General features: G+C 60.6%; 28 protein-coding genes and 1 pseudogene. 19 read left to right on the forward strand and 10 right to left on the reverse strand.

Translation table 11 applies throughout. The features are described 5' to 3' along the window. Positions 1 to 397 (forward strand): annotated as a pseudogene (locus ACI77H_RS27090) (hypothetical protein); the annotation flags it as partial. Between the two features lie 136 nt (positions 398 to 533). Here ACI77H_RS27090 and ACI77H_RS27095 read toward each other — a convergent pair. Beyond that, the gene (locus ACI77H_RS27095) at positions 534 to 1565 is read right to left on the reverse strand and encodes a DMT family transporter (protein ID WP_407014781.1); all 1032 of its coding nucleotides are present in this window, start codon (positions 1563 to 1565) and stop codon (positions 534 to 536) included. On the opposite strand from ACI77H_RS27095, the gene ACI77H_RS27100 reads away from it, so the two are divergent. From ACI77H_RS27100 to ACI77H_RS27150, 11 genes are all read left to right on the forward strand, one after another. Further along, positions 1560 to 2123: a helix-turn-helix domain-containing protein gene (locus ACI77H_RS27100; protein WP_407014783.1), complete on the forward strand. Its 564-nt coding sequence runs from the start codon at positions 1560 to 1562 to the stop codon at positions 2121 to 2123. The genes ACI77H_RS27095 and ACI77H_RS27100 overlap by 6 nt on opposite strands. A gap of 156 nt (positions 2124 to 2279) precedes the next feature. Continuing rightward, positions 2280 to 3482: an SfnB family sulfur acquisition oxidoreductase gene (locus ACI77H_RS27105; RefSeq protein ID WP_407014784.1), complete on the forward strand. Its 1203-nt coding sequence runs from the start codon at positions 2280 to 2282 to the stop codon at positions 3480 to 3482. A gap of 10 nt (positions 3483 to 3492) precedes the next feature. Continuing rightward, on the forward strand, positions 3493 to 3930 hold the full coding sequence (locus tag ACI77H_RS27110) for an acyl-CoA dehydrogenase (RefSeq protein WP_407014786.1): 438 nt from the start codon (positions 3493 to 3495) through the stop codon (positions 3928 to 3930). Further along, a complete protein-coding gene (locus ACI77H_RS27115; protein WP_407014788.1) occupies positions 3930 to 5333 on the forward strand; it encodes an LLM class flavin-dependent oxidoreductase in 1404 nt (467 codons plus the stop codon). Before ACI77H_RS27110 ends, ACI77H_RS27115 begins: the two co-directional genes overlap by 1 nt. Before the next feature lie 233 nt (positions 5334 to 5566). After that, positions 5567 to 6472, forward strand: a complete 906-nt coding sequence (locus ACI77H_RS27120) for an AMP-binding protein (protein ID WP_407014790.1) — start codon at positions 5567 to 5569, stop codon at positions 6470 to 6472. After that, positions 6469 to 7245 carry an ABC transporter ATP-binding protein gene (locus ACI77H_RS27125; RefSeq protein WP_407014792.1) on the forward strand — a complete coding sequence of 259 codons (777 nt, stop codon included), beginning with the start codon at positions 6469 to 6471 and terminating at the stop codon, positions 7243 to 7245. The genes ACI77H_RS27120 and ACI77H_RS27125 overlap by 4 nt, the downstream gene beginning before the upstream one ends. Then, positions 7245 to 8126, forward strand: coding sequence for a branched-chain amino acid ABC transporter permease (locus tag ACI77H_RS27130; protein ID WP_407014793.1), 882 nt, complete (start codon positions 7245 to 7247; stop codon positions 8124 to 8126). The genes ACI77H_RS27125 and ACI77H_RS27130 overlap by 1 nt, the downstream gene beginning before the upstream one ends. Before the next feature lie 4 nt (positions 8127 to 8130). Continuing rightward, positions 8131 to 9180, forward strand: a complete 1050-nt coding sequence (locus tag ACI77H_RS27135) for a branched-chain amino acid ABC transporter permease (protein ID WP_407014794.1) — start codon at positions 8131 to 8133, stop codon at positions 9178 to 9180. Positions 9181 to 9210: 30 nt separating this feature from the next. After that, the gene (locus ACI77H_RS27140) at positions 9211 to 10551 is read left to right on the forward strand and encodes an ABC transporter substrate-binding protein (RefSeq protein WP_407014795.1); all 1341 of its coding nucleotides are present in this window, start codon (positions 9211 to 9213) and stop codon (positions 10549 to 10551) included. A gap of 3 nt (positions 10552 to 10554) precedes the next feature. Further along, positions 10555 to 11322, forward strand: coding sequence for an ABC transporter ATP-binding protein (locus ACI77H_RS27145; RefSeq protein ID WP_407014796.1), 768 nt, complete (start codon positions 10555 to 10557; stop codon positions 11320 to 11322). A gap of 14 nt (positions 11323 to 11336) precedes the next feature. Beyond that, on the forward strand, positions 11337 to 12764 hold the full coding sequence (locus ACI77H_RS27150; RefSeq protein WP_407014797.1) for an FAD/NAD(P)-binding protein: 1428 nt from the start codon (positions 11337 to 11339) through the stop codon (positions 12762 to 12764). A gap of 92 nt (positions 12765 to 12856) precedes the next feature. Here ACI77H_RS27150 and ACI77H_RS27155 read toward each other — a convergent pair whose 3' ends face one another. The 4 genes from ACI77H_RS27155 to ACI77H_RS27170 all read right to left on the reverse strand — a co-directional run bounded on the left by ACI77H_RS27155 (position 12857) and on the right by ACI77H_RS27170 (position 15479). Beyond that, on the reverse strand, positions 12857 to 13081 hold the full coding sequence (locus ACI77H_RS27155; RefSeq protein WP_407014799.1) for a hypothetical protein: 225 nt from the start codon (positions 13079 to 13081) through the stop codon (positions 12857 to 12859). Positions 13082 to 13191: 110 nt separating this feature from the next. After that, positions 13192 to 13926, reverse strand: a complete 735-nt coding sequence (locus tag ACI77H_RS27160) for a substrate-binding periplasmic protein (RefSeq protein ID WP_407014800.1) — start codon at positions 13924 to 13926, stop codon at positions 13192 to 13194. 179 nt (positions 13927 to 14105) lie between these two features. Next, positions 14106 to 14498 carry a hypothetical protein gene (locus ACI77H_RS27165; RefSeq protein ID WP_407014802.1) on the reverse strand — a complete coding sequence of 131 codons (393 nt, stop codon included), beginning with the start codon at positions 14496 to 14498 and terminating at the stop codon, positions 14106 to 14108. 240 nt (positions 14499 to 14738) lie between these two features. Next, positions 14739 to 15479: a response regulator gene (locus ACI77H_RS27170; protein WP_407014803.1), complete on the reverse strand. Its 741-nt coding sequence runs from the start codon at positions 15477 to 15479 to the stop codon at positions 14739 to 14741. A gap of 226 nt (positions 15480 to 15705) precedes the next feature. Between ACI77H_RS27170 and ACI77H_RS27175 the strand changes: the two genes are divergently transcribed. Both ACI77H_RS27175 and ACI77H_RS27180 read left to right on the forward strand, forming a co-directional pair. Then, entirely contained in the window at positions 15706 to 15969 is a 264-nt protein-coding gene (locus tag ACI77H_RS27175) for a DUF2790 domain-containing protein (protein ID WP_407014805.1), read from the forward strand. 116 nt (positions 15970 to 16085) lie between these two features. Continuing rightward, complete coding sequence (locus ACI77H_RS27180) at positions 16086 to 17150, forward strand: alpha/beta fold hydrolase (protein ID WP_407014807.1); 1065 nt, start codon at positions 16086 to 16088, stop codon at positions 17148 to 17150. A 166-nt stretch (positions 17151 to 17316) separates the two neighbouring features. On the opposite strand, the gene ppnN is transcribed toward ACI77H_RS27180, so the two are convergent. Next, complete coding sequence (gene ppnN / locus ACI77H_RS27185) at positions 17317 to 18690, reverse strand: nucleotide 5'-monophosphate nucleosidase PpnN (RefSeq protein WP_253427201.1); 1374 nt, start codon at positions 18688 to 18690, stop codon at positions 17317 to 17319. Positions 18691 to 18902: 212 nt separating this feature from the next. Here ppnN and ACI77H_RS27190 point away from each other — a divergent pair, with 212 nt between their 5' ends. Continuing rightward, on the forward strand, positions 18903 to 19430 hold the full coding sequence (locus ACI77H_RS27190; protein ID WP_407014809.1) for a DUF3087 domain-containing protein: 528 nt from the start codon (positions 18903 to 18905) through the stop codon (positions 19428 to 19430). A gap of 79 nt (positions 19431 to 19509) precedes the next feature. Beyond that, positions 19510 to 21087 carry a sensor domain-containing diguanylate cyclase gene (locus ACI77H_RS27195; RefSeq protein ID WP_407014810.1) on the forward strand — a complete coding sequence of 526 codons (1578 nt, stop codon included), beginning with the start codon at positions 19510 to 19512 and terminating at the stop codon, positions 21085 to 21087. Positions 21088 to 21089: 2 nt separating this feature from the next. Here the strand turns inward: ACI77H_RS27195 and ACI77H_RS27200 are convergent, their stop codons facing one another. From ACI77H_RS27200 to dapA, 3 genes are all read right to left on the reverse strand, one after another. Beyond that, a complete protein-coding gene (locus tag ACI77H_RS27200; RefSeq protein ID WP_407014812.1) occupies positions 21090 to 22007 on the reverse strand; it encodes a LysR family transcriptional regulator in 918 nt (305 codons plus the stop codon). A gap of 78 nt (positions 22008 to 22085) precedes the next feature. After that, positions 22086 to 22487 (reverse strand): DUF2784 domain-containing protein, encoded by a 402-nt coding sequence (locus ACI77H_RS27205; RefSeq protein ID WP_407014814.1) that lies wholly within the window; start codon positions 22485 to 22487, stop codon positions 22086 to 22088. A 60-nt stretch (positions 22488 to 22547) separates the two neighbouring features. Continuing rightward, positions 22548 to 23423 (reverse strand): 4-hydroxy-tetrahydrodipicolinate synthase, encoded by an 876-nt coding sequence (gene dapA, locus ACI77H_RS27210; protein ID WP_407014816.1) that lies wholly within the window; start codon positions 23421 to 23423, stop codon positions 22548 to 22550. Between the two features lie 379 nt (positions 23424 to 23802). Here dapA and ACI77H_RS27215 point away from each other — a divergent pair, with 379 nt between their 5' ends. The 3 genes from ACI77H_RS27215 (at position 23803) to ACI77H_RS27225 (ending at position 25027) form a co-directional block, all read left to right on the forward strand. Next, the gene (locus ACI77H_RS27215; RefSeq protein WP_407014817.1) at positions 23803 to 24501 is read left to right on the forward strand and encodes an AzlC family ABC transporter permease; all 699 of its coding nucleotides are present in this window, start codon (positions 23803 to 23805) and stop codon (positions 24499 to 24501) included. Continuing rightward, on the forward strand, positions 24501 to 24812 hold the full coding sequence (locus tag ACI77H_RS27220) for an AzlD domain-containing protein (RefSeq protein WP_167362959.1): 312 nt from the start codon (positions 24501 to 24503) through the stop codon (positions 24810 to 24812). The genes ACI77H_RS27215 and ACI77H_RS27220 overlap by 1 nt, the downstream gene beginning before the upstream one ends. 65 nt (positions 24813 to 24877) lie before the next feature. After that, entirely contained in the window at positions 24878 to 25027 is a 150-nt protein-coding gene (locus ACI77H_RS27225) for a hypothetical protein (RefSeq protein ID WP_407014819.1), read from the forward strand. Positions 25028 to 25096: 69 nt separating this feature from the next. On the opposite strand, the gene ACI77H_RS27230 is transcribed toward ACI77H_RS27225, so the two are convergent. Then, a complete protein-coding gene (locus ACI77H_RS27230; RefSeq protein WP_407014821.1) occupies positions 25097 to 25324 on the reverse strand; it encodes a DUF6555 family protein in 228 nt (75 codons plus the stop codon). Between the last annotated feature and the right edge of the window lie 131 nt (positions 25325 to 25455).

A 25455-nucleotide genomic window follows, 5' to 3' on the forward strand; every position in this document is an offset into this window, starting at 1 on the left:
GGGTTTCAACTGTGGCGGCGGCACCACTGCCATGGCGTTATGGGAGTGCATGCGCAGTTATATGGAGATTGGGCCAGAGGCAGTCCCTGAAAGTCGAGTTGGCGTTGCGCCCTATGAAGAAACACAAATTGGCTCGATCATCACCGACTTGCGCAAGGGCAACTTGTTGGGCGTTTTATGGGGAATATTTTGCATTACGATTTTGGGGACGTACTTGGCAGAGAAAGTTCAGGATTTGATACTTTCGCATCCGCCAGAGCTGCCCTATCCCGAAATCACCGAATGGTCAAAACCATTACCCCAGGAACAGTGGGCCAAACGGTCCCCGGAACTAGAAGCCGCCATCGCCAAACGAGAGGCTGAACTCGCCACGCAGGCAGAGCGAGAGTTGGCTTGACGACGAATACTCAAGACTCCCGCGACCTGATCAAAAATCGCCCATTCAACCACTACAAAGCACCGCGTCCGTGGCGAGACATGGCACCTCATTGGTTGTCCAGCAGCGCCTGTCAGTGGATACCGTACAAGGAAGGTCACTCGTTTGAATCGACGGCCTCGTTCTCCAACGCATCCTCGATTTGCTCGCGATTTTTACCCTTGGTCTTCAACTCACTCACAATCACCGCCGCCACAATCAACCCAGCCCCAACCAACGCAATCGCCGGCAACCGCTCCCCGGCGATCCGCCCGACGATCCCGGCCCAGACCGGCTCACCCGCATAAATCAACGTCGCCCGCGTTGGCGAAACGCTCTTCTGCGCCCAGTTCATCGCCACTTGAATCGCAGCGCTTGCCGCGCCGAGGCCGAGGGCGCTGCACAGCAGTAACCATGAAAAATCCGGAATGACTTCCTGAGTCGGCACCACCAGCAAGAACGACAACACCGAGGTGGTTGCCAATTGCACCACCGTCACCCGCCGCACATCGACCTGTCCGGCGTAGGTGCTGATCAGAATGATCTCCGCGGCAATCGCGATAGCGCTGATCAACGTGGCGATTTCACCGGGGCTGAAATTGAACGAAGCACCCGCAGGCCCCGACAGCAACATCAACCCGGTAAACGCCAACATGATCCCGATGCTTGGCATTAACCCCGGACGCCGCCCCAGTACCAGCCATTGCAGCAACGGCACAAAGGGCACATACAACGCGGTAATGAATGCCGACTGGCTGCTGGGAATGCTCTGCAAGCCCACGGTCTGCAAGCCGTAACCGAGCATGATCGCCACACCGATAAAGGCGCCGGCTTTAAGTTCGAACAGGGTCAGTTCCCGCAGATGACGCCAGGAGAACAGGGCGACGATAATCGCCGCCGCCGCAAAGCGCAGGCCGACGAAGAACATCGGGCCGCTGACGGTCATCGCGTGCTGCACCAGCAAGAAGGTCCCGCCCCAGACCATGGTGATCAACACCAGCACACACTCGGCCTTGCTGAACTTGCGGGAAGAAGCCTGGGAGGAGTTCAACGACGTCATGACCTTGCGCGCTACCTGAGGGCGACGCACAATGCGCCGAATGTTGGGCAGTATACTGCCCAACCCCACCAAGTGAGCAATATAGTGCACAAAGATTCAACGCAACGGGCTTCGGTCCTTCAGCACGTCAGCCTGAACGTTCGGCGTCTGCGCCACGCCGCTGACATGAGCCAGACCGCGCTGGCGGAAAAGTCCGGGGTCAGCCGCCGCATGCTGGTGGCCATCGAGGCCGGCGAAAAGAACGTCAGCCTGACCACCCTCGACCGTGTGGCCGAAGCGCTGGACGTGGCCTTCAGCGACCTGATCCAGGCGCCGGACGCCCGCGACCCGAGCCGCATCAACGAGCTGGCCTGGGCCGGGGTGATTCCGGGCAGCAAAGCCGTGTTGTTGTCCAAAGCCAGCGCCACCCGCGAGGTCGAGCAATGGGAATGGTGCCTGCAACCGGGCGAAATATACCCATCGCAACCGGATGCCGAAGGCTGGAGCGAACAGATCTATGTGTTCGAAGGCTGCCTGACCCTGATGCTCAGCGACACGCCCCATGAGATCGCCGCCGGCGAGTTCTATATGTTTGCCAGCAACCAGCCGCACAGCTATCGCAATGATGGGCCGGTCGCCGTTCGGTTCGTGCGAAACGTGGTGATCTAACTGTTCGCCGACCAACACTGGACGGACACTTTGTTGTTTTTAAGCTGCAAGACTTTCTCTGATAGTTATTCAACTAGCTGATAAATAAGAAAATATATTTCGGGCACGACTCCTGCAAAAGCTCTGGTGCATCCACCAGAATCCCGGAGTCGGCCCATGACAGCCTCTGCCCAAACCCCTCGCACTGCCCATGTGATCCGCTCGGACGCCGAGGCAATCGCCGTCGCTCAGAAACTCGCCGCACGTTTCGCCATCGAGGCCAGTGCGCGCGATCGCAAGCGACGTTTGCCGGTCGCTGAACTCGACGAGTTTTCCGCCAGCGGTCTCTGGGGCATCACCGTTCCCAAGGAATACGGTGGCGCTGGCGTTTCCTACGTGACCGTCGCGCAAGTGATCAAGATCATCTCCGCCGCCGACTCGTCCCTCGGCCAGATCCCGCAAAACCACCTCGGCGTGCTCGACATCCTGCTGCAAACCGCCACCGAAGAGCAGAAGCGTTACTACTTCGGCAAAGTCCTGCAGGGTTACCGCTTCGGCAATGCCTTCTCCGAAGCCAAAAGCAAAAACGCCGGGGCCTTTGAAACCCGCATCCGTTTTGACAAAGACACGGCGCAAATCGACGGCGAGAAGTTCTACTGCACCGGCGCGCTGTTCGCGCACATTGTCCCGGCGGTGGCGGTCAACGAGCAGAACCAGGCGTTCATCGCGTTCATCGAGCGCGACAATCCAGGCTTGACGGTGATCGACAGTTGGGACGGCTTTGGTCAGCGCACCACGGCCAGCGGCGGTGTCACCCTGAACGCAGTGAAAGTGCCGTTGAGCGCGGTGATCCCGGCCCACAAGGCGTTTGACGAACCCACCGCCGACGGCCCGATTTCGCAAATCATTCAAGCCGCAGTGGACACCGGGATCGCCGTCGGCGCGCTGGAAGAAACCAAGCGCTACGCCCGTGAATCCCGCCCATGGATCGACAGCGGACAGGACCACGGCTGGCAGGACCCGTTCAGCATCGCCGCCATCGGCGACCTCGAATGGCGGGTCCACGGCACCGAAGCGATCCTCAACAAGGCCGGACAAGCCATTGACGCGGCGTTGCTTGACGCCAATGAAGACACGGTGGCCCACGCCTCGGTGGTGGTTGCCCAGGCCAAAGTCCTCTCGGCCGAAATCGCCTTGCTCGCCAGCAGCAAACTCTTCGAACTGGCCGGCACCCGCTCGGTGCTCGGCAAGTACAACCTCGACCGTCACTGGCGCAACGCCCGTACGCACACGCTGCACGACCCGGCGCGCTGGAAATACCACCTGATCGGCAACTACCTGCTCAACGGCGTCAAGCCTGCGCGCCACGCCTGGAACTGAGGAGTCCACCATGAATGCCTTGACCCAACCGATTGTTGCCGGGCAACCCCTGGCCAACAGTCAGCATGACTTGCACAACGCGCGCAGTTTGCTCGATGCGAGCCTGCGCTTCGTTCGTCAGCAGAGCCACATCAAGGATGACCCTTACGTCATCAGCCGTTTCGGTGATTTGCACATTCGCATCGAAGTCGCTGCCGCACTGCTGGAACGTGCCGAAGCTTTTCTGAACAGTCACCAAGACGACACCGAAATCAGCATCGCCATCGCCGAGTCGCATCTGGCCAGTGCAGATGCGTTGAACGCCGTCAGCAACGCCGAATTCGAACTCACCGGACAACGCACTGTGTTGCCCGGTTCACTGCACGATCCGCTGCGCTGGAAACTCCACCTCATCGGTAATTTTCGCCTCAACGGCATTCATCCCCCAAGTTTCAGGAGCGCCGTTTGATGGCCCGGGAAATTCGTCTCAATGCTTTCGACATGAACTGCGTCGGTCACCAGTCGCCCGGTTTGTGGGCGCACCCACGGGACCGCTCGTGGCAGTACAAAGACCTCGAGTACTGGACCGATCTGGCGAAAATCCTCGAGCGCGGCAAATTCGACGGGTTGTTCATCGCCGACGTGCTGGGCATCTACGACGTCTACAACGGCAATGGTGATGCGGCGATTCGTCAGGCGGCGCAGGTGCCGGTCAATGATCCGCTGCAACTGATTCCGCCGATGGCGCTGGTCACCGAGCATCTGGGTTTCGGCCTGACCGCGTCGCTGTCGTTTGAACACCCATATCCGTTTGCCCGACGTTTGTCGACGCTTGATCACCTGACCAAGGGCCGCGCGGGTTGGAACATCGTGACCTCGTACCTGGAAAGTGGTGCAAAGAACCTCGGGCAGAAAGCCCAGACCGAACACGACGCCCGCTACGATTTTGCCGAAGAGTATCTGGAGGTTTGCTACAAGCTCTGGGAAGGCAGTTGGGAAGAGGGTGCGATCCTGCGTGATCGCGAGCGTCGGATTTTCAGCGATCCGAGCAAGATCCATGAGATCCGGCACGTCGGCAAACACTTCCAGGTGCCGGGCATTCACCTCTGCGAACCTTCGCCGCAGCGTACGCCTGTGTTGTATCAAGCCGGCGCATCGAGTCGCGGCAAGCAGTTTGCCGCTGAACATGCCGAATGCGTGTTCGTCGCGGCGCCGTCCAAAGTGCTGCTGAAGAAGACTGTGGCTGACATCCGTCGCCGCGCCGCCGAGGCCGGGCGTGATCCGAAGAAAATCCTGATCTTCAACCTGCAAACGGTGATCCTCGGCGAGACCGACGCCAAGGCCAAAGCCAAGTTCGAGGAATACAAAACCTGGGTCAGTTACGAAGGCGCGATGGCATTGATTTCGGGCTGGACCGGGATCGACTTCAGTCAGTTCAAACCGGATGAACCGCTCAAGCATGTGCACACCAACGCCATCCAATCGGCGGTGGAAGCGTTCTCCACGGCTGATCCGAACAAGGTCTGGACGCCCAACGAACTGGCCGATTGGGTCGGGATTGGCGGGTTTGGTCCGCTGTTTGTCGGCAGTCCCGAGACCGTGGCCGACCTGCTGCAGGAGTGGGTTGAGGAGACCGAGGTCGACGGTTTCAACCTGGCCTATGCGTTGACTCACGAAACCTTCATCGACGCCGTGGAATTGCTGGTGCCGGAGTTGCAGAAACGTGGGGTCTACAAGACCGAATACGCCCCCGGGACCTTGCGCGAGAAGTTGTTCGGCGAAGGACCGCGGCTGCCGCAGATTCATCCGGGCGCGGGATATCGGGATTTGGCGGCGTTGCGGCAGCAGGAGAAGAGCGTGGTGTCGGCCTAGACGCCATCGCCGGCCAGCCGGCTTCAAGGTGTTATGTCGTCCACAAATTTCACCACCGACGCGAAACCTGTGGGAGCGGGCTTGCCCGCGATGAGGCCGGCACTTCCAACATTGATGTTGTCTGTCACACCGCTATCGCGGGCAAGCCCGCTCCCACAGGGTTTTGTGGTGTGTAAAAGATTTCAGCCCAGCGGACCACCGCACGCTTTTGCCCATGAACAGGAGGTCAACCCATGAGCGTGCATGAACTCAAACGTCCGCCCGTTGCGGACACCGCCGAGTGGCGGGTCGAACTGCCCACGGCGCTGGAGCAATTGCGCCACTGGGCGCAGGTCAGTCCGTTGCAACCGGCGCTACGCCACAAGCGCCACGGCCAGTGGTTTGTCTGGCGCTGGATCGATGCCCTGCGTGATGTCGAGCGCTTGGCCGACGGCTTGCGCCAGCAAGGTTTCACCGAGGATTCGCGCCTGGCCCTCAGTGGTGCCTTCGAGCCGAATCTGTTGCTGCTGGCCCTGGCCGCACAACACATTGGCGCGCAATTGCTGACGCTGCCGGACAGCCTCGACCCCGAATCCCTGCACAAAATCCTCTGGCGCAGCGGTCCCACGCACGCCTTCGTTCAGGGGCGGCAAACGCGACAGCTATGGCTCAATCAGGGCCAAACGCTGCTGAATTTCAACGAGCTGCTCGGGCCGGTGGACACCCCGCAACGCCTCAACCGCTGGAGTCAGAGCGCGCAACTGTGGAGCGAAGAGGGCACGCAATGGCAGGCCGGCCTGACGGTGGTGCTGGAGCAATGGTTGAGCAGCGGCCAATCGCTGGCCTTTCCGGAAAGCCCCGGCAGTGCCAGTCGCGACCGTCGTGAAGTGGCGCCATCCGGGCTGTTGCTGTCGGCCGAGCGTCTGCAATGGTTGGCCGGGGAAATCGACAGTCGTCTCGCCGCGCAAGGCACCTGGCGTCGACGTCTGTGCGAGTGGGCCATCGCTCAGCCGGAAAAAGGCCTGCAACGGCTGATCAAAAATCGCGTTCGCCGACTGCTCGGGTTTCACAACCTGCATTACATCTGGCAGGCCACGCGCACGCCTGAGGTGAAAGCCGCGCCAACCTGGCTGACTGAATTCAAACGGGACATCGCATGACCTCGACCGATTCCATCCTGCAAGTCAGCGGCATTTCCCTGTCCTTCAAAGGCGTGAAAGCGATCAACGAACTGTCCTTCGACGTGCGTCGGGGCGAGATCTGCGCGCTGATCGGCCCTAACGGCGCGGGCAAGAGTTCGCTGCTCAACGTGCTGAACGGCGTGTACCGCTTCGACGCCGGTTCGATTGTCTTCGAACAACAGCCGTTCAAACGCATCGACCCGTTGACCGCTGCGCGCCGAGGCATTGGTCGCACGTTCCAGAACAACGCGCTGTTCAAAAAAATGAGCGTGATCGACAACATCCTTACCGGCCTGTCGCGGCACTTGCGCAGCAGCTTCATCGAACAGGCGCTGAACCTGCCGCGAGCACGACGCGAAGCCGCAGCCTTCCGCCAACAAGCCCAGGGCATTCTCGAATTCCTTGAGCTGCAAGCGCATCGCGAGGTGCCGGTGGGCAATCTGTCCTACGGCCTGCAAAAACGCGTAGAGCTTGGCCGCGCCTTGATCGCCGGTCCGCGCCTGTTGCTGCTGGATGAGCCGATGGCCGGGATGAACGCCGAAGAGAAACAGGAAATGGCCCGTTTCATTGCGGACATCAACCGAGACCTCGGCACCACGGTGGTGTTGATCGAGCACGACATGAGCGTGGTCATGGGCCTGTCCGACCACGTCGTGGTGCTCGATTACGGGCGCAAGGTCGGTGACGGCACGCCCGCCGAAGTGCAGGCCGATCCCGAAGTGATCGCGGCGTATCTGGGAGTGGTGCACTGATGACGTTCTTCTTCGAAACCCTGCTCGGCGGCCTGCTCGCCGGCACCCTGTATTCGCTGGTCGCCATCGGCTTCGTGCTGATCTACAAGGCCAGCGGCGTGTTCAATTTTGCCCAGGGCGCGATGCTGTTGTTCGCCGCGCTGACCTTCGTCAGCCTGCACGATCAGGGCGTGCCGTTTGCCCTGGCGCTGGTGCTGACCGTGGGGGTGATGATCATCGGCGCGTTGCTGATCGAACGGCTGGTGCTGCGGCCGCTGGTCAATCGCTCACAGATCACCTTGTTCATGGCCACGCTCGGGCTGTCATTCATCATCGAAGGCCTGGCTCAAGGCTTGATGGGCTCGCAAGTGCGGGCGCTGGACCTGGGCATCGACGACGTGCCGGTGTTTATCGGCGCGATGATGGTCAGTCAGTTCGACCTGATCGCAGCGGCGGTGGCCATTGTGCTGGTGACGGTGTTGGCGTTGTTGTTCAACAAGACCCGCATCGGCGTGTCGTTGCGTGCGGTGGCGGATGACACCACTGCCGCGTTGTCGATCGGCATCAACCTCAACCGCATCTGGCAGATCGTCTGGGCCGTGGCCGGGGTTGTCGGGCTGGTCGCCGGATTGCTCTGGGGCGCACGCCAAGGGGTGCAGTTTTCGCTGTCGCTGGTGGTGCTTAAGGCTTTGCCGGTGCTGATCATTGGCGGCTTCACTTCGATTGGCGGGGCGATTGTCGGCGGGCTGATTGTCGGCGCGGCGGAGAACCTCGCCGAGGTCTACCTCGGTCCGCTGATTGGCGGCGGCATCACGCCTTGGTTCGCTTACGTCCTGGCCTTGGCCTTCCTGTACATCCGTCCCGCCGGCCTGTTCGGCGAGCGCGCCATCGAGCGAGTCTGAACCCATGTCGATATCCCTTACCCGCGAAACCGCGCCGTCGGTGTTAATCCAGCGCCGCGTTCCGTTCGGACTGCTTGGCCTGTTATTGATCGCCTTCGTGGTTGTGCCGCTGACCGGCAACGACTATTGGCTGAACGCGATTCTGATCCCGTTCCTGGTGCTGTCGCTGGCCGGACTCGGTCTGAATTTGCTCACCGGCTACACCGGCCAGACTTCGGTCGGCGCGGCCGGGTTCATGGCGGTCGGGGCGTTCGCCACGTATGGATTTTTGCTGCGTTTGCCTGAGCTGGGTTTGCCCGTCGCGCTGCTCGGCGGCGGCTTGATCAGCGCGGTGGTGGGCTTTGTCTTCGGCCTGCCGAGTTCGCGGATCAAGGGTTTTTACCTGATGGTCACCACGCTGGCGGCGCAGTTCTTCCTGGAGTGGCTGTTCGTCAAATTTCCCTGGTTCTATAACTACGGATCATCCGGGACCATTTCCGCGCCGAAACTGGCGCTGTTCGGCCACGACCTCAATACGCCGGTCGGCCGTTATTTACTGACCCTGACCACCGTGTTGTTGCTGACCTGGGTCGCCGTGAACCTGGTGAAAAGCCAGATCGGCCGCAACTGGATGGCGATCCGCGACATGGACACCGCCGCAGCGGTGATCGGCATTCCGGTGGTGCGCTACAAACACCTGGCGTTCGCCGTCAGTTCGTTCTACCTCGGCATCGCCGGGGCGCTGTGGGCCTTCGCCTATCTGGGCACCGCGAGCGCCAGCAGCTTCGATATCAATCGCTCGTTCCAGATCCTGTTCATCATCATTATCGGCGGCATGGGCAGCATCGCCGGCAACTTCGTCGGCGCGGCGTTTATCAGCCTGTTGCCGATCCTGCTCAGCCACGCCGGACAAGCCTTGTTCGGCGGTTCGGTAGACGCCGGGCAATTGCAGAACCTGCAAAAAATCATCTTCGGCGTGCTGATCATCCTGTTCCTGATCAAGGAACCGGAAGGCCTGATTCGCCTGCTGGGCAACCTCCGTGAACGGCTGCGTCACTGGCCGCTGCGCTTCTGAATCCTTCCCATTTTTAGATAGAGAGACAACATGCGTGCATCCTTGAAACGTTCGTTGGTCGGCGCCGCTTTAACGCTGGCGGTTTTCAGCAGTGCGGTGCCGGTGGTCCAGGCCTCGGCGGACCAGCAATTCTTCCCGTTGGCCACCTATCGCGTCGGCGCCTATGCCTCCAGCGGCGTGCAGGTATGGGCGGGAATGCTCGATTACCTCAACTACATCAACGATGTGGAAGGCGGGATCAACGGCGTCAAACTGGTCTGGCAGGAATGCGAAACCGAGTGGACGGCGGAGAAGGGCATCGAGTGCTACGAGCGCTTCAAGAAAGGCCTGGATGGCGCCCCGGTGGCGATCTATTCACCCAACGGCGCGCCAGCGGCCTATGCGCTGAGCGAGCGTGCGGAAGTCGACAAAATCCCCTTGATCACCCTCGGCTACGGGCGCACCGAAGCCACCGACGGCACGGTGTTCCCGTACAACTTTCCGGTGATGCTGACCTTCTACAGCGAGGCGTCGAGCCTGATCAACTACATCGCCCAGCGTGAGGGCGGTTTCGACAAACTCAAGGGCAAGAAGATTGCCACGGTCTACCACGACTCGGCGTACGGTCGGGAAACCCTCGGCCCGCTGAAGTTGCTGGCGGAAAAGTACGGTTTTGCGAACATTCAGATTCCCGTGGCCGATCCGGGCAACGAGCAATCGGCGCAATGGCGGCAGATTCGCCAGGTCAACCCGGACTGGGTGTTCCTGCGTACCTGGGGCGTGTCGACGCCGGTCGCGGTGAAAACCGCCGCGCGTTTCGGCTTCCCGGTGGACCACATCGTCGGCGACATCTGGGCCAGTTCCAGCGAAGACGTGTTGCCTGCCGGCGCGGCTGCCAAAGGCTATCTGGCACTGACGCCATACCCGGCCGGCAGTAATTTCGAGATCCACAAACGCCTCAAGCAATTCATCCTCGACAAGGGTAAAAGCGACCTCAAGGACCTGAAGAACTTCGGCAGCGTCTACTACAACTCCGGGCTGGTGAACGCCGCCGTGATGGTGGAAGCGATCCGCACCGCCCAAGGCAAATTCGGCAAGCGGCCGTTAAATGGCGAAGAAGGCCGCTGGGGCCTGGAACACCTGAACATCGACGATGCGCGGCTCAAGGACATGGGCTATTTCGGCCTGATGCAGAACCTCAAATTGTCCTGCAAGGACCACGAGGGTGGCGGCTCGGCGCGGGTTCAGCAGTGGGACGGCGCGAACTGGACACTGATCAGCGACTGGATCGCCGCCGACCGCGCTTTGTTGCGGCCGTTGATCGATGAAAAATCCGCCGCGTTCGCCAAGGAAAAAGGCCTGACGCCACGCACCTGCGCCGGGGATGAATAAACCATGAGCCAAGCCGCCAGCGACATAGCCGCCAACGACCTGTTGCGAGTCAACGATATCGAGGTGATCTACGACGGCGCGATCCTGGCCGTGGCCGGGGTTTCGCTGACGGTGCCCAAGGGCGGCATCGTCGCGTTGCTCGGTGCCAACGGCGCGGGTAAAAGCACCACGCTCAAGGCGATTTCCGGGTTGGTGCGGGCCGAGCGGGCGCAGGTCAGTCGCGGCACCATCGAGTTTCTCGGCCGCGATACGGCGGGTGTCGATCCCAGTCTGCGAGTGCGTCAGGGGATGGTGCATGTGCTGGAAGGTCGGCACGTATTCGCGCAACTGACGGTCGAGGACAACCTGCGCAGTGGTGGTTTTGTGCGGGGGTTGAGCCGCCAGGACATGGCCCGGGACCTGGAGCGGATTTACGCCTGGTTCCCGCGTCTGAAAACCAAGCGCAAGACCCAGGCCGGGCTGACCTCCGGGGGCGAGCAGCAGATGGTCGCCATCGGTCGCGCGTTGATGACGCGTCCTACTTTGGTACTGCTTGATGAACCTTCCATGGGTTTGGCGCCTATTATCGTCCAGGAGATTTTCGAGATCGTCGCCCAGCTCAATCGCGACGAGCAGGTGAGCTTTCTGATCGCCGAGCAAAACATTAATGTGGCGCTCAAATACGCCTCGACGGCTTACGTGCTCGACACCGGCCGGGTGGTGTTGTCGGGCAGCAGCGAGGCGCTGTTGGCACGGGGCGATCTGCATGACTTTTATTTAGGTAAACACTGAGCAGTGAGAACGCCATGACTGAAACCCAACGCGGACAGGCGACCGACGCCATCCGCCACGCGGACATCCTGATCGTCGGCGGCGGCCTCAGCGGCGCGATGCTGGCGGCGCAGTTATTGCGTTTGCCCGGCAAGCGCTCGTTGCTGGTGATCGAACCCCGAGCGGAACTCGGCCGGGGCGAGGCCTACAGCGCGGTCGAGCTGGGCCATACGCTGAACGGCAACGCGGCGCGCATGAGTGTCGACCCGGACAACGCGGATGACCTGACTCAGTGGCTGACCGAGTACATCGCCGCCGGTGGCTGGCCGGAATCCGATGAGCAGCATGTACCGATCAGCGAGCTATTTCCGCCCCGGGGGATTTTCGGCTTGTACGTGCAGCAACGTTTGGCCGAAGCGCAAGCGCTGGGCGCGTTGAATGGCTCGACCGTCGAGCATGTCCGGGCCGAGGTGGTGGATCTGCAAACGCTGGATGATTCGGTGCGACTGAGCTTGAGTGACGGCCAGCGGTTGCAGGGCGCTTATGCAGTGCTGGCCACGGGAATGTTCCCCGCCGCACGCACGCCGCAGACCGAGTCCAGCGGCTTGAACGCTGCGGCGCTTGATCCCTGGGATGTGGCCGCGATGCGTGAGCTGGACCCGCAATCGACGGTGCTGATCATTGGTTCGGGTTTGACCATGGTCGATGCGGTGGTGTCGCTGGAACAGGCCGGGCATCGTGGGCCGATCGAAGTGTTTTCCCGTCATGGGTTACTGCCGCACGTGCGTCGGCAACCTCCGGCGTGGGTGGATTTTCTGGCTGAAGATCACAGCATTCGCACACCACGACAGTTGGTGCGTGAATTGCGCCGGCATTGTCGGGATGCCATTGCGCAGGGCATCGACTGGCAGGCGCCGCTGGATACGGTGCGGGCGCACATCGGCCGGTTGTGGAATCAGGCGACGGACGTGCAGCGTTGGCAGTTTGTGCGGCATGTGCGGCCGTGGTGGGAGAGCCATCACCACCGGTCGCCGCCGTTGAGTGCGCAGTTGGTGGCGCGACTGCACACGGAAGGGCGGTTGCGGATTCAGGCGGCTTCGTTCAAAGGGCTGGAGCCGGCTTCGGGCGGGGTCAGTATCCGCATTCGTCGACGTGGTGACGCGCAAACGGTTGTCGTCAGTGGCGCAGCGTTGATCAATTCCAGTGGCATCGAGTATGACTGGCGGCGGGTGGCGCGACCGTTGCCACAGCAGCTGTTGGCCCGTGGGCTGGTGCGGCCCGGGCCGTTGGCGTTGGGGATTGCGGCGGCGGTCGATGGCGCGGTGCAGGGGAGTGATGGCCAGGTGGCCCGTCGACTGTTTGCCATGGGACCGCCGTTGCGGGGGATGTGGTGGGAGAGTACGGCGGTGACGGATGTGGCGAGTCAGGCCAAGGCGTTGGCTTTGCGCTTGGCTGGGTTTTAGATCAGGGGCATACACTCCCATCAAAAAACCAGGAAACCCCGGAAGATCAAGTCTCCCCGGGGTTCCCCGTTCCAGCCACACAAACCAGCCAATCAATAACGCTGATACTTCGAACCAAACTCAGGACGGTTATCAGCCACGTAGAGTTTGCTCGCCTGGCTGTCGTTATGATCCACGCCAACCGTATTCACATTCAACGTAGCCGGCTGGCTGACCTTCGCCGCCGCCACCACGGGCAACGTGGCATGCGGGGCCGCCATGGCGGATGTAGCGCCAAGAACCGAAAGGGCGAAACCAAGACCGATGATGCTTTTCATGAGGTTGCTCCAGAACTGAGGGAAGAAGATGTGGCCACTGTAGTGCTGGAGCCTGGCGATGAAAAAACACCCTGACGCATAGTCGTTATCGAGAACGTTGATCCATGCCGTCAGCGTGGTGGGCGGTCCACCAGCCAGCGCTGCTTGAGCTGTTCCAGGCGTCCGTCCTGGCGCATCGCGTCCAGCGCCTGTTGCCAGCGCGCGACCTGGCGCGGATCGGTCAACGGCGAAAAGGCGATGTAGGTGGCTTCCTTCATCAGCGGTATCTGGTAGTGCAATTGCTCGGGGGGCAATCCTTCTTCACGGGCCAGGGCGGTGACGGAGAGGGTGTCGGCCACGACGAACTCCGTGCGCCCCAGGCGGGCCAGACGCATCATTTGTTCGGGGGTTTCCACGCCATACAGGTTGTTCACGTCCTGTTTCTGCAAGTAGCTGTAGACCAGCCATTTTCGCGGAACGGCGATGCGGCCCTGACGATCGGCCTCCAGCAGGCTGCGCACCGGTTGCCGCTTGCTTTCAGTGGAATACAGAGCGGTTTCCACCTCCAGCAGCGGACCGACCCACTGGTACTGGCGATCCCGCTCGGCGGTGCGCAACACGGTGAACACGCCGGTGGCAGGTTCAGTGCTGGCCACGTGCAAGGCGCGCAGCAGCGGGACTTTTTGAAAGTGCACCTGGTCGCCAGCCGTGTCGGCCAGCGCCTGCACCACATCCACGCCAAACCCCACCAGATGATTACCCTGCTGGAAGTGCAGGGGCGGATGGTTGTCTGTCAGCATGTTCAGGTCTGCCGCGACCGCAGTGAACGTCAATAGCGACAGCAGACAAACGGCGAAACGCTTCATGAATCGTCCTTGATCAAATGAGGCGCAAAGCTTAGTACGGCTAGGCGGTCACTGTCCCGAGGAATTGAGCGGGCTTTTGCGTCAGACCTGAGGATTTATGGGTATCACCGGGCACTGTTGGCCACACAGCAAAAAGCCCGGGGAACCGGGCTTTTGGGGGTGGTCAGGTGACCGCGGGATCAATACCGCTGATATTTCGAACCGAACTCTGCGCGGTTATCCGCCACAATCACGCCGCCGCGTACTGCGTTGTCCGGGCTGATCAGGGCGACACGTTCACGCAACTCTTGCAGGCGATCGGCGCCGCCTTCAGCGACACGTTCGCGCAGCTCTTGCAGGCGATCGGCGCCGCCTTCAGCGACACGTTCACGCAGCTCTTGCAAACGCTCTGCACCGCCTTCAGCCACGCGATTCTGTTGCAGCCGATCCGAACCACCTTCCACCAGCAACTGCTGGGTCTGGCCATGGGACACCGCGCTCACGGTGCTGGCCGAGGCCAGGTTCGACAGCCCTAGGCCACCTACCAGTGCCAGGCCGAGGGCCAGGGACGAAACTTTCGAGAAGTTGAACATGGTGATTCTCCGTGCGTTTAGTTTGAGTGGTCGGTAGCTGCTGCTATCCGGTGATCACAGTTAAACGCCCGGGTGTATCGGTGATGTGTGCTCGAACACAACGAAATCGCTGTCTGCGTATCTGTCGCGGGTTCTTATACAGACGGATACAAAACCCTTTGCAGGTGAAGGGCACACGTGCTCAGGGCTTGACGCGCAGGCCATCCTCGGCAAATGCACGTGGCCGTCGCCAGGCACACTTCATGATTCTGCGCCGAGCATTTCCACCGGGTAGGAGAACACATAGCCTTCGCTGCGCACGGTCTTGATGTAGGTCGACTCGCGCGAGTCATCCATCAAGCGTTGGCGCAAACGGCTCACCAGCAAATCGATGGAGCGATCGAACAGGTCGGCATCGCGACCCTGGGTCAGGTTGAGCAACTGGTCGCGGCTGAGTACCCGTTGCGGGTGATCGAGAAATACGCGCAACAAGCGGTACTCGGCACCACTGAGGGCGACCATCGTGCCGTCGCCGTCGATCAGGTGGCGGGCGGTCGTGTCCAGGCGCCAGCGGCCAAAACCCAACAGTCGGCCACTTTCGGTGATCAGCAGGTTGGGCGGCAGCATTCGTGTACGGCGCAACACGGCGTTGATCCGCGCCAGCAATTCGCGGGCGGCGAAAGGTTTGGTCAGGTAGTCGTCGGCGCCCATTTCCAGGCCGAGGATGCGATCAGTTTCGTCATCGCGTGCGGTGAGCATCAGGATCGGCGTGGCTTTATGTTTACCCGAGCGCAACTCGCGGCACAGCAAGAGGCCGTCATCGCCGGGCATCATGATGTCCAGCACGATCAGGTCCACCTGATTGGCTTCGAGAAAACTGCGCATTTGCCGGCCATCGGCAACCACCGTGGTACGCAGGCCGTTCTTCTTCAGGTAATTGCCGACCAGTTCGCGAATCTCCCGGTCGTCGTCGACGATCAGGATGTGGTTTACATGTTCCATTGCTCATCCCTCTTGTTATTCGCACGTTGCGCATTCTAGGCAGCCACGGTGCACCTGCCCATAGGCTTTGTATCGCAGTGTATCCGCGGCCCTGTTTGACACCTTACGCCTTAATACCCGTGTTTCTACGACACATGGCAGATACCTCGGGCCGGTTAAATGGGTTCCATCGAGACAACACAACTGCCTCGCAACCATTGCCCATTGCAACCCAGAGGAAATCACCATGAACTGGAACAAACTGATTGCCGCCAGCTTCTTCGCGGTCCTGAACGTTGCCGCATTTTCCGCCCATGCCGATGTTAAAGCCCCGGCGCAGACCACGGCGTACGGCACCCACCTGGATATCAAGCAAGTCGTGTCTATCGTCGACAACGGTGGCGGCACCTGCGGCATTGTTGATGCCCGTCTGACCTACCTCGATTCCAGTGGCACGCAGAAAGTCGCCGGTTACCATAAATTCGCAGACTGCGCCAACCAGGGCGGCTGATCTTTCCACTACGCTCATCGCTGTCAATGTCGAGCAACGCACCGTTTGCTCAGCGCCCCGCGATGGCTGATTCATGTCGTCCGAACAGCAGATCCATGACTTGCAGGGAAATCACCATGAAGATCAAAGTGTTGAGCAATACCTCGGCCTCGCGTCGGCGTCGTTTCATTGGCCCCTCGGTCCTCGCGTTCGCGCTGATGCAGCTCGGTGCCCTCGTGGCTGTGAATGCGCAAGCCGCGACCGCGGAGCCGGTGGTGGCCACTGCCGCGCCCCTCAAAACGGACACGTTCGGCCCGCTCAAGCACGTCAATGCCGGGTTGCTGAGTGTGGCTTACGCCGAAGTCGGCCCCGCCGATGGGCCGGTGGTGATTCTCCTGCATGGCTGGCCTTACGACATTCACAGCTATAGCGAAGTGGCGCCGTTGCTGGCGGCCCAGGGTTACCGGGTGCTGATCCCGTACGCACGGGGCTACGGCGACACGCATTTCCTGTCCGACAAGACTGTTCGCAACGGCCAGCCTGCGGCGTTGGCGAGTGATGTCATCGACTTTATGGATGCACTGAACATCAAGAAGGCGGTGCTGGGCGGCTACGACTGGGGTGCGCGCTCGGCGGACATCGTTGCTGCGCTTTGGCCGGAGCGGGTCGAGGCGCTGGTCGCCGTCAGCGGTTACCTGATCGGCAATCAGGCCGCGGGCAAGAACCCGTTGCCGCCCAAGGCCGAGTTGCAATGGTGGTATCAGTTTTACTTCGCAACCGAGCGCGGCCAGGCTGGCTATGAAAAGAATCGCCACGACTTCGCCAAGTTGATCTGGGAGCTGGCATCGCCGAAATGGCGCTTCGACGACGCGACCTTCGACCGCAGCGCAGCGGCCCTGGACAACCCGGATCACGTCGCTATCACGATTTTCAACTATCGCTGGCGCTTGGGCATGGTTCAGGGCGAACCGCAATATGAAGCGCTGGAACAGCGGCTGGCCAAGGCCCCGGTCATTACGGTGCCAACCATCACCATGGAAGGCGACGCCAACGGCGCGCCGCATCCGGCCGCCGAGGATTACGCCAAGCGTTTCACCGGCAAATACGAATACCGACTCATCAGCGGCGGCATCGGCCACAACTTGCCGCAGGAAGACCCGCAGGCCTTTGCCAAGGCAGTGATTGACGCGGATCACCTCTGAGAGCGATGCACGCCTCAAGGGCTTCATCGCCAGCAAGCCGGCGCCTACGGGAAGGGTGGGTGTCCGTAAGCTTTCACGACACCGAACCTGTAGAAGCTGGCTTGCCAGCGATGGCGCCCGGATGAGCAATGCACGGCTCGCGACTTGACCTCTTCCTGAGGTCTTGTTACGCAACCACCCGATAACACGGCACATACGCCGCGCCGCCCGGCAGTTTCATCCGGTGCTGGGCCACGAACGCCTTGAGCAATTGATCCAGCGGCTGCATCACCGCCGCGTCGCCACGGATCTGGTACGGACCGTGTTCTTCGATCAGGCGGATGCCCTTGTCCTTGACGTTGCCGGCGACGATGCCGGAGAACGCGCGGCGCAGGTTGGCGGCCAGTTCGTGGGCCGGCAGGCTACGGCTCAGTTTCAGGTTGGCCATGTTTTCGTGGGTCGGGTCGAACGGGCGCTGGAAGCCTTCGTCGATCTTCAGCAGCCAGTTGAAATGGAACGCGTCGTTGCGCTCGCGGCGGAACTGTTTCACTGCTTTCAGGCCAGCAGTCATCTGCCGCGCGACTTCAGCCGGGTCGTCGATGATGATCTCGTAGTGCTGCTTCGCCGCGTCACCCAAGGTGGCGCCGACGAACGCGTCCAGTTGCTCCAGATACGGCGCCGCGTGTTTCGGCCCGGTGAGGATGACCGGGAAGGGCAGGCCCTTGTTGTCCGGGTGCATCAGGATACCGAGCAAGTACAGGAACTCTTCCGCCGTGCCCGCGCCGCCGGGAAAAATGATGATGCCGTGGCCAACACGCACAAACGCTTCCAGACGTTTTTCGATGTCCGGCAGGATCACCAGTTCATTGACAATCGGGTTCGGCGCCTCAGCCGCGATGATCCCCGGCTCGGTCAGGCCCAGGTAACGACCACCGTGGATGCGCTGCTTGGCATGGGCGATGGTCGCGCCTTTCATCGGGCCTTTCATCACACCGGGACCGCAACCGGTGCAGATGTCGAGGCTGCGCAGGCCCAGTTCGTGGCCGACTTTCTTGGTGTATTTGTATTCTTCGGTGTTGATCGAATGGCCACCCCAGCACACCACGATCTTCGGCTCGACGCCGGGACGCAGGGTGCGGGCATTGCGCAACAGGTGGAATACGTAATCGCTGATGCCCTGGGAAGTGCTCAGGTCGATGCGCTGGGCGTCGAGTTCGTTTTCGGTGTAGACGATGTCGCGCAGGGCGCTGAACAGCATTTCCCGGGTGCTGGCGATCATTTCGCCGTCGACGAACGCGTCGGCCGGGGCGTTCAGCAGTTCCAGGCGCACGCCGCGATCCTGCTGGTGGATGCGGATTTCGAAGTCCTTGTAGGCTTCGAGGATGGTCTTGGCGTTATCGACATGGGCGCCGGTATTGAGGATGGCCAGGGCGCATTGGCGGAAGAGGGTGTAGGTGCTGCCGGATCCGGCTTCGCTCAGTTGCTGCACTTCACGTTGAGAGAGGGTTTCCAGGCTGCCTTTCGGGCTGACGGAGGCGTTGATTACTTGTCGTTGGGACATTCAATGATCCTTAAAACGATGTCACCCGCCGAGGACGCATGACATCCGAATAGTATGTATCCACAAAAGAAGATGGCACGAACTGCGCGGTATCGCCACGTTCCCCTTTGACGATGAAAAGATGAAAAGGAGCCCCAGCATAGCTAAATCCCCCGCAGAGGCGATAATGCCTCGCAGTCTTTTTGCCCACGCCCCCGAGGAAACCCGTCGAGATGTTCGAAATCCAGCCGCAGAATCCCGAAATCTATCGAAGCCAGACGCGCCGCAGCACGATCATCATCGCCCTGGTTTTCCTCGCCCTGGCGATGGTTTTGTCCACCGCGGCGGTGGCGATGTTCGGCGAACCGGGGGGCGACAATCTACGCTTCAACGTCGGCGGCGTGTTTGTCGCGGTGTTGTTGATGGCGGCGCTGATGCGCGGCACGTTCTGGACCCAGGCGTGGATGGCGCCGGCGGTCTACGGCTGGCAGCTCAAACGCAGCCTGATGAGCATCACCAACGTCATGCACCAGGTGACGGCGGCGGTGGACGCGGGGGATCCGAGCGCGATGAAGCTGCTGCGTTTTTATCACCTGGGGTTGAGCCAGATGCACCAACTGGACGGCAACTCCAGTGATCACAGCCAATTGGTACGTGAAATGGACCTTCACAAGGCACGAATGGAAGCGCTGGGCATCGAGACCGAACAGACACAATTGAACCCGGCATGGCTTGAAACAGTGAAACAGACGCCCCGTTAACCGGTGTCGGGTTAAGGCACATTGATAATAAAAAAGGCGAACGGGATCAGTCGCCATTCATCAGGAGTCAGGGAGCGTCATGGGTAACCCGTCCGTCAAAGACCGAATTGAACAATTGCGCCACGACGTGCCTTTGGTCACCGAACAGGCCGGGGCCAGGATCAAGGTCCGCTCCGCCGTGGTGCTGCTCGTCGCGGTGTGCTTGTCGATGATCGTCATCGTGATCTGGGAAGCGTGGAATTCGCGCCAGTACCATCTGCATGACAAGGAAGTGGCGATGTCCAACCTTGCGCAGACCCTGGCCTCGCAAGCGCAGGCAACGATCAAGCAAGCCGATACGCTGCTGTTTACGCTGGTGGAACGCCTCGAAACCGACGGCTTCAACCCGGCCGGGATACCCCATCTGGAACGCTTGCTCAGCGCACAGCGCAGTGAGTTGAGCCAGTTGCATGGCCTGTTCGTCTATGACGAAACGGGGCGCTGGATTGCCAATTCCAACGGCGCCGCCCTGACCGATGCCAACAACGCCGACCGTGGATATTTCATCTTCCATCGCGATCATCCCGACCGTGGGCCGCATATCGGTCCGTCGATCAAAAGCCGTTCCAGCGGCGAATGGATCATGACAGTGTCGCGACGGATCAATCATGCCGATGGAAGTTTTGCCGGTGTGGCGCTGGCGACGATTTACCTCAATCATTTTCTGTCCCTGTACGACAGCATCGACATGGGCCGAAACGGCGTGATCAACCTGATCGCCAACGACGCCACGATCATCGTTCGCCGGCCGTTCAACGAAGCGGAAATCGGCACCAGCCTCGTCAACGGCCCGCTCTTCAAACAGTTGTTGCCCACGGGGGATTTTGGGACGGCAACGGTCAAATCCGTGGTAGATGGCGTGGTTCGGGTAGTGGGATTTCGCCGGGTCGAGGGGTATCCGCTGATCGTTTTCGCTGCGCTCGACAAGGACGAAGTCCTGACTGTCTGGCGTGAGGAGTCCTTGCTCAGTGCCGGCATCGTCGCACTGTTGCTGGGTTTTCTCGGCGTACTGGGCTATCGCCTGATCAATCTGATGAAGCAGCAGAACCGCATTCAGAACCAACTGCTGGACGCTCAGGACAAACTACTCGAGGCCAATCGCGGCCTGGAATTGCTGGCCCTGGAAGACGCGCTGACGGGGCTGTCCAACCGGCGTCAGTTCGATCTGTTCATCCACTCGGAAATGGGCCGCGCCCGGCGCAGCCTGAGCGGTCTCGCGCTGCTGATGATCGATGTCGATCACTTCAAACTGTTCAACGACCACTACGGCCATGTGGCCGGCGACGAGTGTTTGCGCAAGATCAGCGCGATCATCACCGACAACATCAATCGGCCCGGGGATCTGGCGGCGCGTTATGGCGGTGAAGAGTTTACGGTGGTGCTGCCAGGAACTGACTATGTGGGGGCGTTCCTGGTCGCGGAAAAAATCCGTCGCGCGGTGTTGCAGGCCGGTATTCGCCACCGTGAAGGCGCGGAAGGCATGGTGACGGTCAGTATCGGCGTCGCCGCTTACGATCCGGCGTCACAGGCCCAGCCGGACGACCTGGTTGGCGCTGCGGACAAGGCACTTTACGTGGCCAAGGCCAGCGGCAGGAACATGAGCGTCATTGCCAACTGAATTCAAACAAAGCCACCGCTGCCCTGCACCAGTTGGGTCGCCAGGTACGATTGCTTGAGTTTTTCCAGCCACCAGCCCAGGGCACGACCGTCATGGTCGCCGCGCCAACCGGCATACAGGATGTTCGGTTCGCGTGGATCGGCCATCTGCTTTTCCACCAGCGTGCCGTTTTTCAGTAACGAACCGACCCGACGTTTTGGCAGCCACCCCACGCCCAGTCCGTCGCACTGGGCGAGGATTTTGGCGCGCATGGTCGGCACGGCGAGCACCGGTTGCCCGCCGGAGACGCCATAAGTGCTGCCCTCGGTGACTCTGGACGAGTCGGCCACGACAATCGCCCGGTGCTGCGTCACCGTTGCCCGAGAGATCGGTTCCTTGGCCCTGGCCAGCGGGTGCCTGGGCGAGATCGCAAACACCCATTCCATTTCCCCCAATTGCATCCAGCGCAAGGAAGGGATGGCCGGCGGTTCGTTGGTGGCACCGATGATCAGGTCCGCCCGGCCTTCACGCAGGGCTTCCCAAACACCTTTGAGCACTTCCTGGGTGATGCGCAGCGGTACGCCGGATTCCAGTGCATCGAACTCTTGAATCACCGGGATCAAGGTTTCGAACTCCAGCAGTTCGTCAGTGACGATCCACAGGCGACTTTCCCAGCCATTGGCCACTTGCTGCACCCGTTGGGTCAGGCGCGAGACGTCCTGCATCAGTCGCGCCGCCTCGTTCACCAGCAATTCCCCGGCCGGGGTGAGCTGCAAGCGGTAGCGACGGCGATCGAAGAGCAAGGCGTCGAAACGCTCTTCCAGTTGCCGCGCCGCGTACGACACGGTCGATGGCGCCTTGCCCAGATGGACCGCCGCCCGCGACAGGCTGCCGGTTTCCCGAATGGCCTCCAGTAACGCCAAGTCTTCAATCGACAACATGTTTTGAATCCTCGAGCGAGCGGCCTGGAAACAAATGTCTGGAGCGACGAGAACCTTGTAGGCGCTGGCAGGCCGGCCCTACAGAGATCGTGTGGAGTTGGAAAGGGTGGACATCCGGCGGGACTTGCGCTGCCGGAACACCCGAACATAGACCCACACGTTGATCGCCAGCACCACGCCGCCGAGCCCTAACTGGATGTTCGGGGTCAACCCGGCCGGGTAAATCACCGGCCACACATAATGTTCGATGAAACCACCGCCATAGCCGGTTTGCCCGGCCGCGTTGCGCATGAGGTTTTCCCACTGTGTCAGCGGGCAGGTCAGGTGGAAGACCTCGACCGCAACCCCCCACGCAGCAGCCGGCAGGTGCCACCAGGCCAGGTGGCGCCATTTGAGCACCAGCAGCCCGCCGAACAGCACGAACAGAATGAACAACAGGTGAAACAGCACCAGCCCATCGGCGGCGATCCGGTAAAGCATGGCGACTCCCTGACGCGTGATGCGAATCGCTCCATGGTACTCGGGCGGGGCGTCGGCGCTCTATCGATTGTTGCTGCCAAGCCCGGCGAGCACAGCCTTCAATCGCAGCACCATGGCCTCACTGCTGCGTTGCATCGGCGCGCGTAGTTCATCGCCGATCAAGCCTTCAAGGGCCAGTGCGGTTTTCACCGGGGCAGGATTGGGTTCGATGAACAGACTGTTAATCAGCGGCAGCAACTGGAAAAACGTGGTCCGGCCTTCTGCCAGCCGCTGGTCACGGATCTGTTGATACAGCGCCACGAACAACTCCGGATGCACATGCGCCGAGGCGGCAATCGCCCCTTTGGCGCCGAGGCACAGGGCGCTGAAAATCTGATTGTCTTCACCGCACAACACGTCAATCTTGCCGCTGGTCAGCAGCGCCAGGGTGTTGGCCTGATTGCCGCCGCAATCCTTGATCGCGACGATCCGCTCGTGGGCGACAATGTTGAGCAATGTTGCCTGTTCGAAGGCGATGCCGGTGCGATAGGGGATGTCGTACAGAATGATCGGCACGGTGGACGCATCGGCAACTGTTTTGAAAAACGCTTCAAGGCCTGCTTGGGACGGGCGGATGTAATACGGCGGCGGCACCAGCAACCCGGCCAGTGGTCGTTTGAGGATTTCGCTCTGCAACTGCAGCAGTTCCGTCAGGTTGTTGCCGGCCAGCCCCATGACCACCCGATCCGCAGGCACTAACTCCAGCACGGCATCCAACACCGCCAGTTGTTCATGTTTACTCAGCGCCGCCGCTTCAGCGGTAGTGCCGCACACCACCAGGCCATCGACGCCTTTATCCAGCAGATGGCTGACGAGCCGACGCAACCCGACGAAATCAATCGCACCGTGTTGAAACGGCGTAACCAGCGGAACCCAGATACCTTGAAACGATGACATGCACTTACTCCTGAAAGTTGACCGATTTCGTCACCGTCAGCAGCGTAGAAGGAAGTAAGCAAGGGGAGGGTGTCCGTCGCGCTCAATGTCCTGTCAGCTCATCTGACGGGACAGCGCGCCCCGGTCACATGAGCGACTGTTTCTTCGATTTGAGGGCGTGCGCAACGCAACCTTGCGCCTTGGCAATCAAGCCAATAGCGTCAATGTTGAGGTTGAAAGTTGCGGACATGTTTGTTTACACCCTGAATGAGGCGCTCAGTTTTAAAAGTCGGCGGGAATTTTGTCAATCACGAAAATCGGCACAGGTGCGCAAGATTGTTCAAGCCATCGGGCGCGACTGCTGGCACAGTCAGGCATCTTTTTCTGTTTGTAGAGCGTTATGACTCACTCACTCATGCCGCGCAGTGCCTTTCTGCGCGGCGCCGCGGCGATCATGCCGTTGTCCCTGGCGACCGCGCCGTGGGGGTTGCTGGCCGGCTCCATGGCCATTGAAGCCAACCTCACGCCGCTGCAAGGCCAGGGGTTGTCGAGCATCGTGTTTGCCGGGGCGGCGCAACTGGTGGCCATCGGCATGCTCAAGGGCGGCGCCGGGATCTTTTCGATTCTGCTGACCACGTTACTGCTGACGTCGCAGCACTTGCTCTACGGCATGAGCCTGCGTTCGGTGATTTCCCCGCTGCCGGGTCGCTGGCGTGCCGGGTTGGGTTTTTTGCTCACCGACGAACTGTTCGCCCTAGTCAGCCAGCACGACAAACAGCAATTCAACCGCTGGTATGCCCTGGGCGTCGGCCTGACGTTTTACATCGCGTGGAACCTCTTCACGCTGGCCGGTATCGTGCTGGGCAGCAGCATTCCCGGCCTGGAACATCTGGGCCTGGATTTCTCCATCGCCGCGACCTTCATCGCCCTGATCACCCCGGTGGTGCGCAACGTACCGACGGTGGTCTGTGTGGCGGTTTCGCTGTTTTGCTCGGTGTTGTTCAGCTACTGGCAATGGGGCTCGGCGCTGGTGTTGTCGGGGTTGGCGGGCATGACCGCAGGTTTCATCTGCAATAAATTCTACGGTGCACGCACATGATGGTCTGGGCAGTGATTGTCGGTATGGGGATCCTGGTGTTCCTCAACCGTTATGTATTTCTCGAGCCACGGCTGCCGCTGCGCCTGAGCAGCAATGCCCGGCAATTCCTCGGTTTTGCGGTGCCGGGCATGTTGACCGCGATCTGCGGCCCGATTGTGTTTATGCCGGATAAACAGCTGAACCTGCAGTGGGACAATCCGTACCTGATCAGTTCGCTGGTGGCGGTGGGGCTGGTGCTGTACACCCGCAACACCTTGCTCAGCATGTTGTTGAGCATGGGGTTTTTCTTTTTGCTGCGCTGGTGGCTCTGAGCCGGGTGCTCGAAACTGTTCTACGCTTAAAGCTGATGACTGATCCCTTAGGAAGAGAGGTGAGCATGGCCACTGAACAAAAGCGTCCCGATCCGGATGAAGAAAACATGGATGAACCGACGGAGGAGGAGATCGAGCGGCAGAGACGTTCGACCCCTGACTGGAAGCACCCCGACGACGGGAAGGAGCTGTCAGATCTGGATCAAAAATTTTAGTCGGAGCCCTGATCGGACTGCGCATACAACAAAGCCCCGCCGATGAGCGGGGCTTTTTTTGCCAGTCAATCAGATCGACACGTTCCAGCGAACCTGGGTAATGCCCAGTTGCTGCGCTTTGATGCGTGCCGCGTCCAGGGTGGCGTGTTCGGCGATCTTATTGCCGGATTTCGGGTACGCATGCGCGGACGCCGAATGAATCGCGTCGACATCGGAAAAATGCACGGCCAGTTTGAAAAAGTGCTGTCGCACGCCATCGAACAAGTAGTGCACGGCATAAGGAACGAGTTCGCTCATGTATTTCTCTTGAAGCCAGCCAAGTCATTTGGCTTAGTCGTAGAACAGGACATTCAGAGAGATCTGCGGTGCGAGTTCGTGCAGAAATGACAAGGCTGAAAAAGGATGAGGCTCAGCGAGCCTCTGCTAAT

Source organism: Pseudomonas sp. O230 (assembly GCF_045447035.1).
In the GTDB taxonomy this organism is placed as follows: Bacteria; Pseudomonadota; Gammaproteobacteria; order Pseudomonadales; family Pseudomonadaceae; genus Aquipseudomonas.

Coding starts and splice junctions, on each gene's coding strand:
- ACI77H_RS27105 (WP_407014784.1), top strand. CDS start 2,280: ATGACAGCCTCTGCCCAAACCCCTCGCACTGCCCATGTGATCCGCTCG.
- ACI77H_RS27110 (WP_407014786.1), top strand. CDS start 3,493: ATGAATGCCTTGACCCAACCGATTGTTGCCGGGCAACCCCTGGCCAAC.
- ACI77H_RS27115 (WP_407014788.1), top strand. CDS start 3,930: ATGGCCCGGGAAATTCGTCTCAATGCTTTCGACATGAACTGCGTCGGT.
- ACI77H_RS27120 (WP_407014790.1), top strand. CDS start 5,567: ATGAGCGTGCATGAACTCAAACGTCCGCCCGTTGCGGACACCGCCGAG.
- ACI77H_RS27125 (WP_407014792.1), top strand. CDS start 6,469: ATGACCTCGACCGATTCCATCCTGCAAGTCAGCGGCATTTCCCTGTCC.
- ACI77H_RS27130 (WP_407014793.1), top strand. CDS start 7,245: ATGACGTTCTTCTTCGAAACCCTGCTCGGCGGCCTGCTCGCCGGCACC.
- ACI77H_RS27135 (WP_407014794.1), top strand. CDS start 8,131: ATGTCGATATCCCTTACCCGCGAAACCGCGCCGTCGGTGTTAATCCAG.
- ACI77H_RS27140 (WP_407014795.1), top strand. CDS start 9,211: ATGCGTGCATCCTTGAAACGTTCGTTGGTCGGCGCCGCTTTAACGCTG.
- ACI77H_RS27145 (WP_407014796.1), top strand. CDS start 10,555: ATGAGCCAAGCCGCCAGCGACATAGCCGCCAACGACCTGTTGCGAGTC.
- ACI77H_RS27150 (WP_407014797.1), top strand. CDS start 11,337: ATGACTGAAACCCAACGCGGACAGGCGACCGACGCCATCCGCCACGCG.
- ACI77H_RS27155 (WP_407014799.1), bottom strand. CDS start 13,081: ATGAAAAGCATCATCGGTCTTGGTTTCGCCCTTTCGGTTCTTGGCGCT.
- ACI77H_RS27160 (WP_407014800.1), bottom strand. CDS start 13,926: ATGAAGCGTTTCGCCGTTTGTCTGCTGTCGCTATTGACGTTCACTGCG.
- ACI77H_RS27165 (WP_407014802.1), bottom strand. CDS start 14,498: ATGTTCAACTTCTCGAAAGTTTCGTCCCTGGCCCTCGGCCTGGCACTG.
- ACI77H_RS27170 (WP_407014803.1), bottom strand. CDS start 15,479: ATGGAACATGTAAACCACATCCTGATCGTCGACGACGACCGGGAGATT.
- ACI77H_RS27175 (WP_407014805.1), top strand. CDS start 15,706: ATGAACTGGAACAAACTGATTGCCGCCAGCTTCTTCGCGGTCCTGAAC.
- ACI77H_RS27180 (WP_407014807.1), top strand. CDS start 16,086: ATGAAGATCAAAGTGTTGAGCAATACCTCGGCCTCGCGTCGGCGTCGT.
- ppnN (WP_253427201.1), bottom strand. CDS start 18,690: ATGTCCCAACGACAAGTAATCAACGCCTCCGTCAGCCCGAAAGGCAGC.
- ACI77H_RS27190 (WP_407014809.1), top strand. CDS start 18,903: ATGTTCGAAATCCAGCCGCAGAATCCCGAAATCTATCGAAGCCAGACG.
- ACI77H_RS27195 (WP_407014810.1), top strand. CDS start 19,510: ATGGGTAACCCGTCCGTCAAAGACCGAATTGAACAATTGCGCCACGAC.
- ACI77H_RS27200 (WP_407014812.1), bottom strand. CDS start 22,007: ATGTTGTCGATTGAAGACTTGGCGTTACTGGAGGCCATTCGGGAAACC.
- ACI77H_RS27205 (WP_407014814.1), bottom strand. CDS start 22,487: ATGCTTTACCGGATCGCCGCCGATGGGCTGGTGCTGTTTCACCTGTTG.
- dapA (WP_407014816.1), bottom strand. CDS start 23,423: ATGTCATCGTTTCAAGGTATCTGGGTTCCGCTGGTTACGCCGTTTCAA.
- ACI77H_RS27215 (WP_407014817.1), top strand. CDS start 23,803: ATGACTCACTCACTCATGCCGCGCAGTGCCTTTCTGCGCGGCGCCGCG.
- ACI77H_RS27220 (WP_167362959.1), top strand. CDS start 24,501: ATGGTCTGGGCAGTGATTGTCGGTATGGGGATCCTGGTGTTCCTCAAC.
- ACI77H_RS27225 (WP_407014819.1), top strand. CDS start 24,878: ATGGCCACTGAACAAAAGCGTCCCGATCCGGATGAAGAAAACATGGAT.
- ACI77H_RS27230 (WP_407014821.1), bottom strand. CDS start 25,324: ATGAGCGAACTCGTTCCTTATGCCGTGCACTACTTGTTCGATGGCGTG.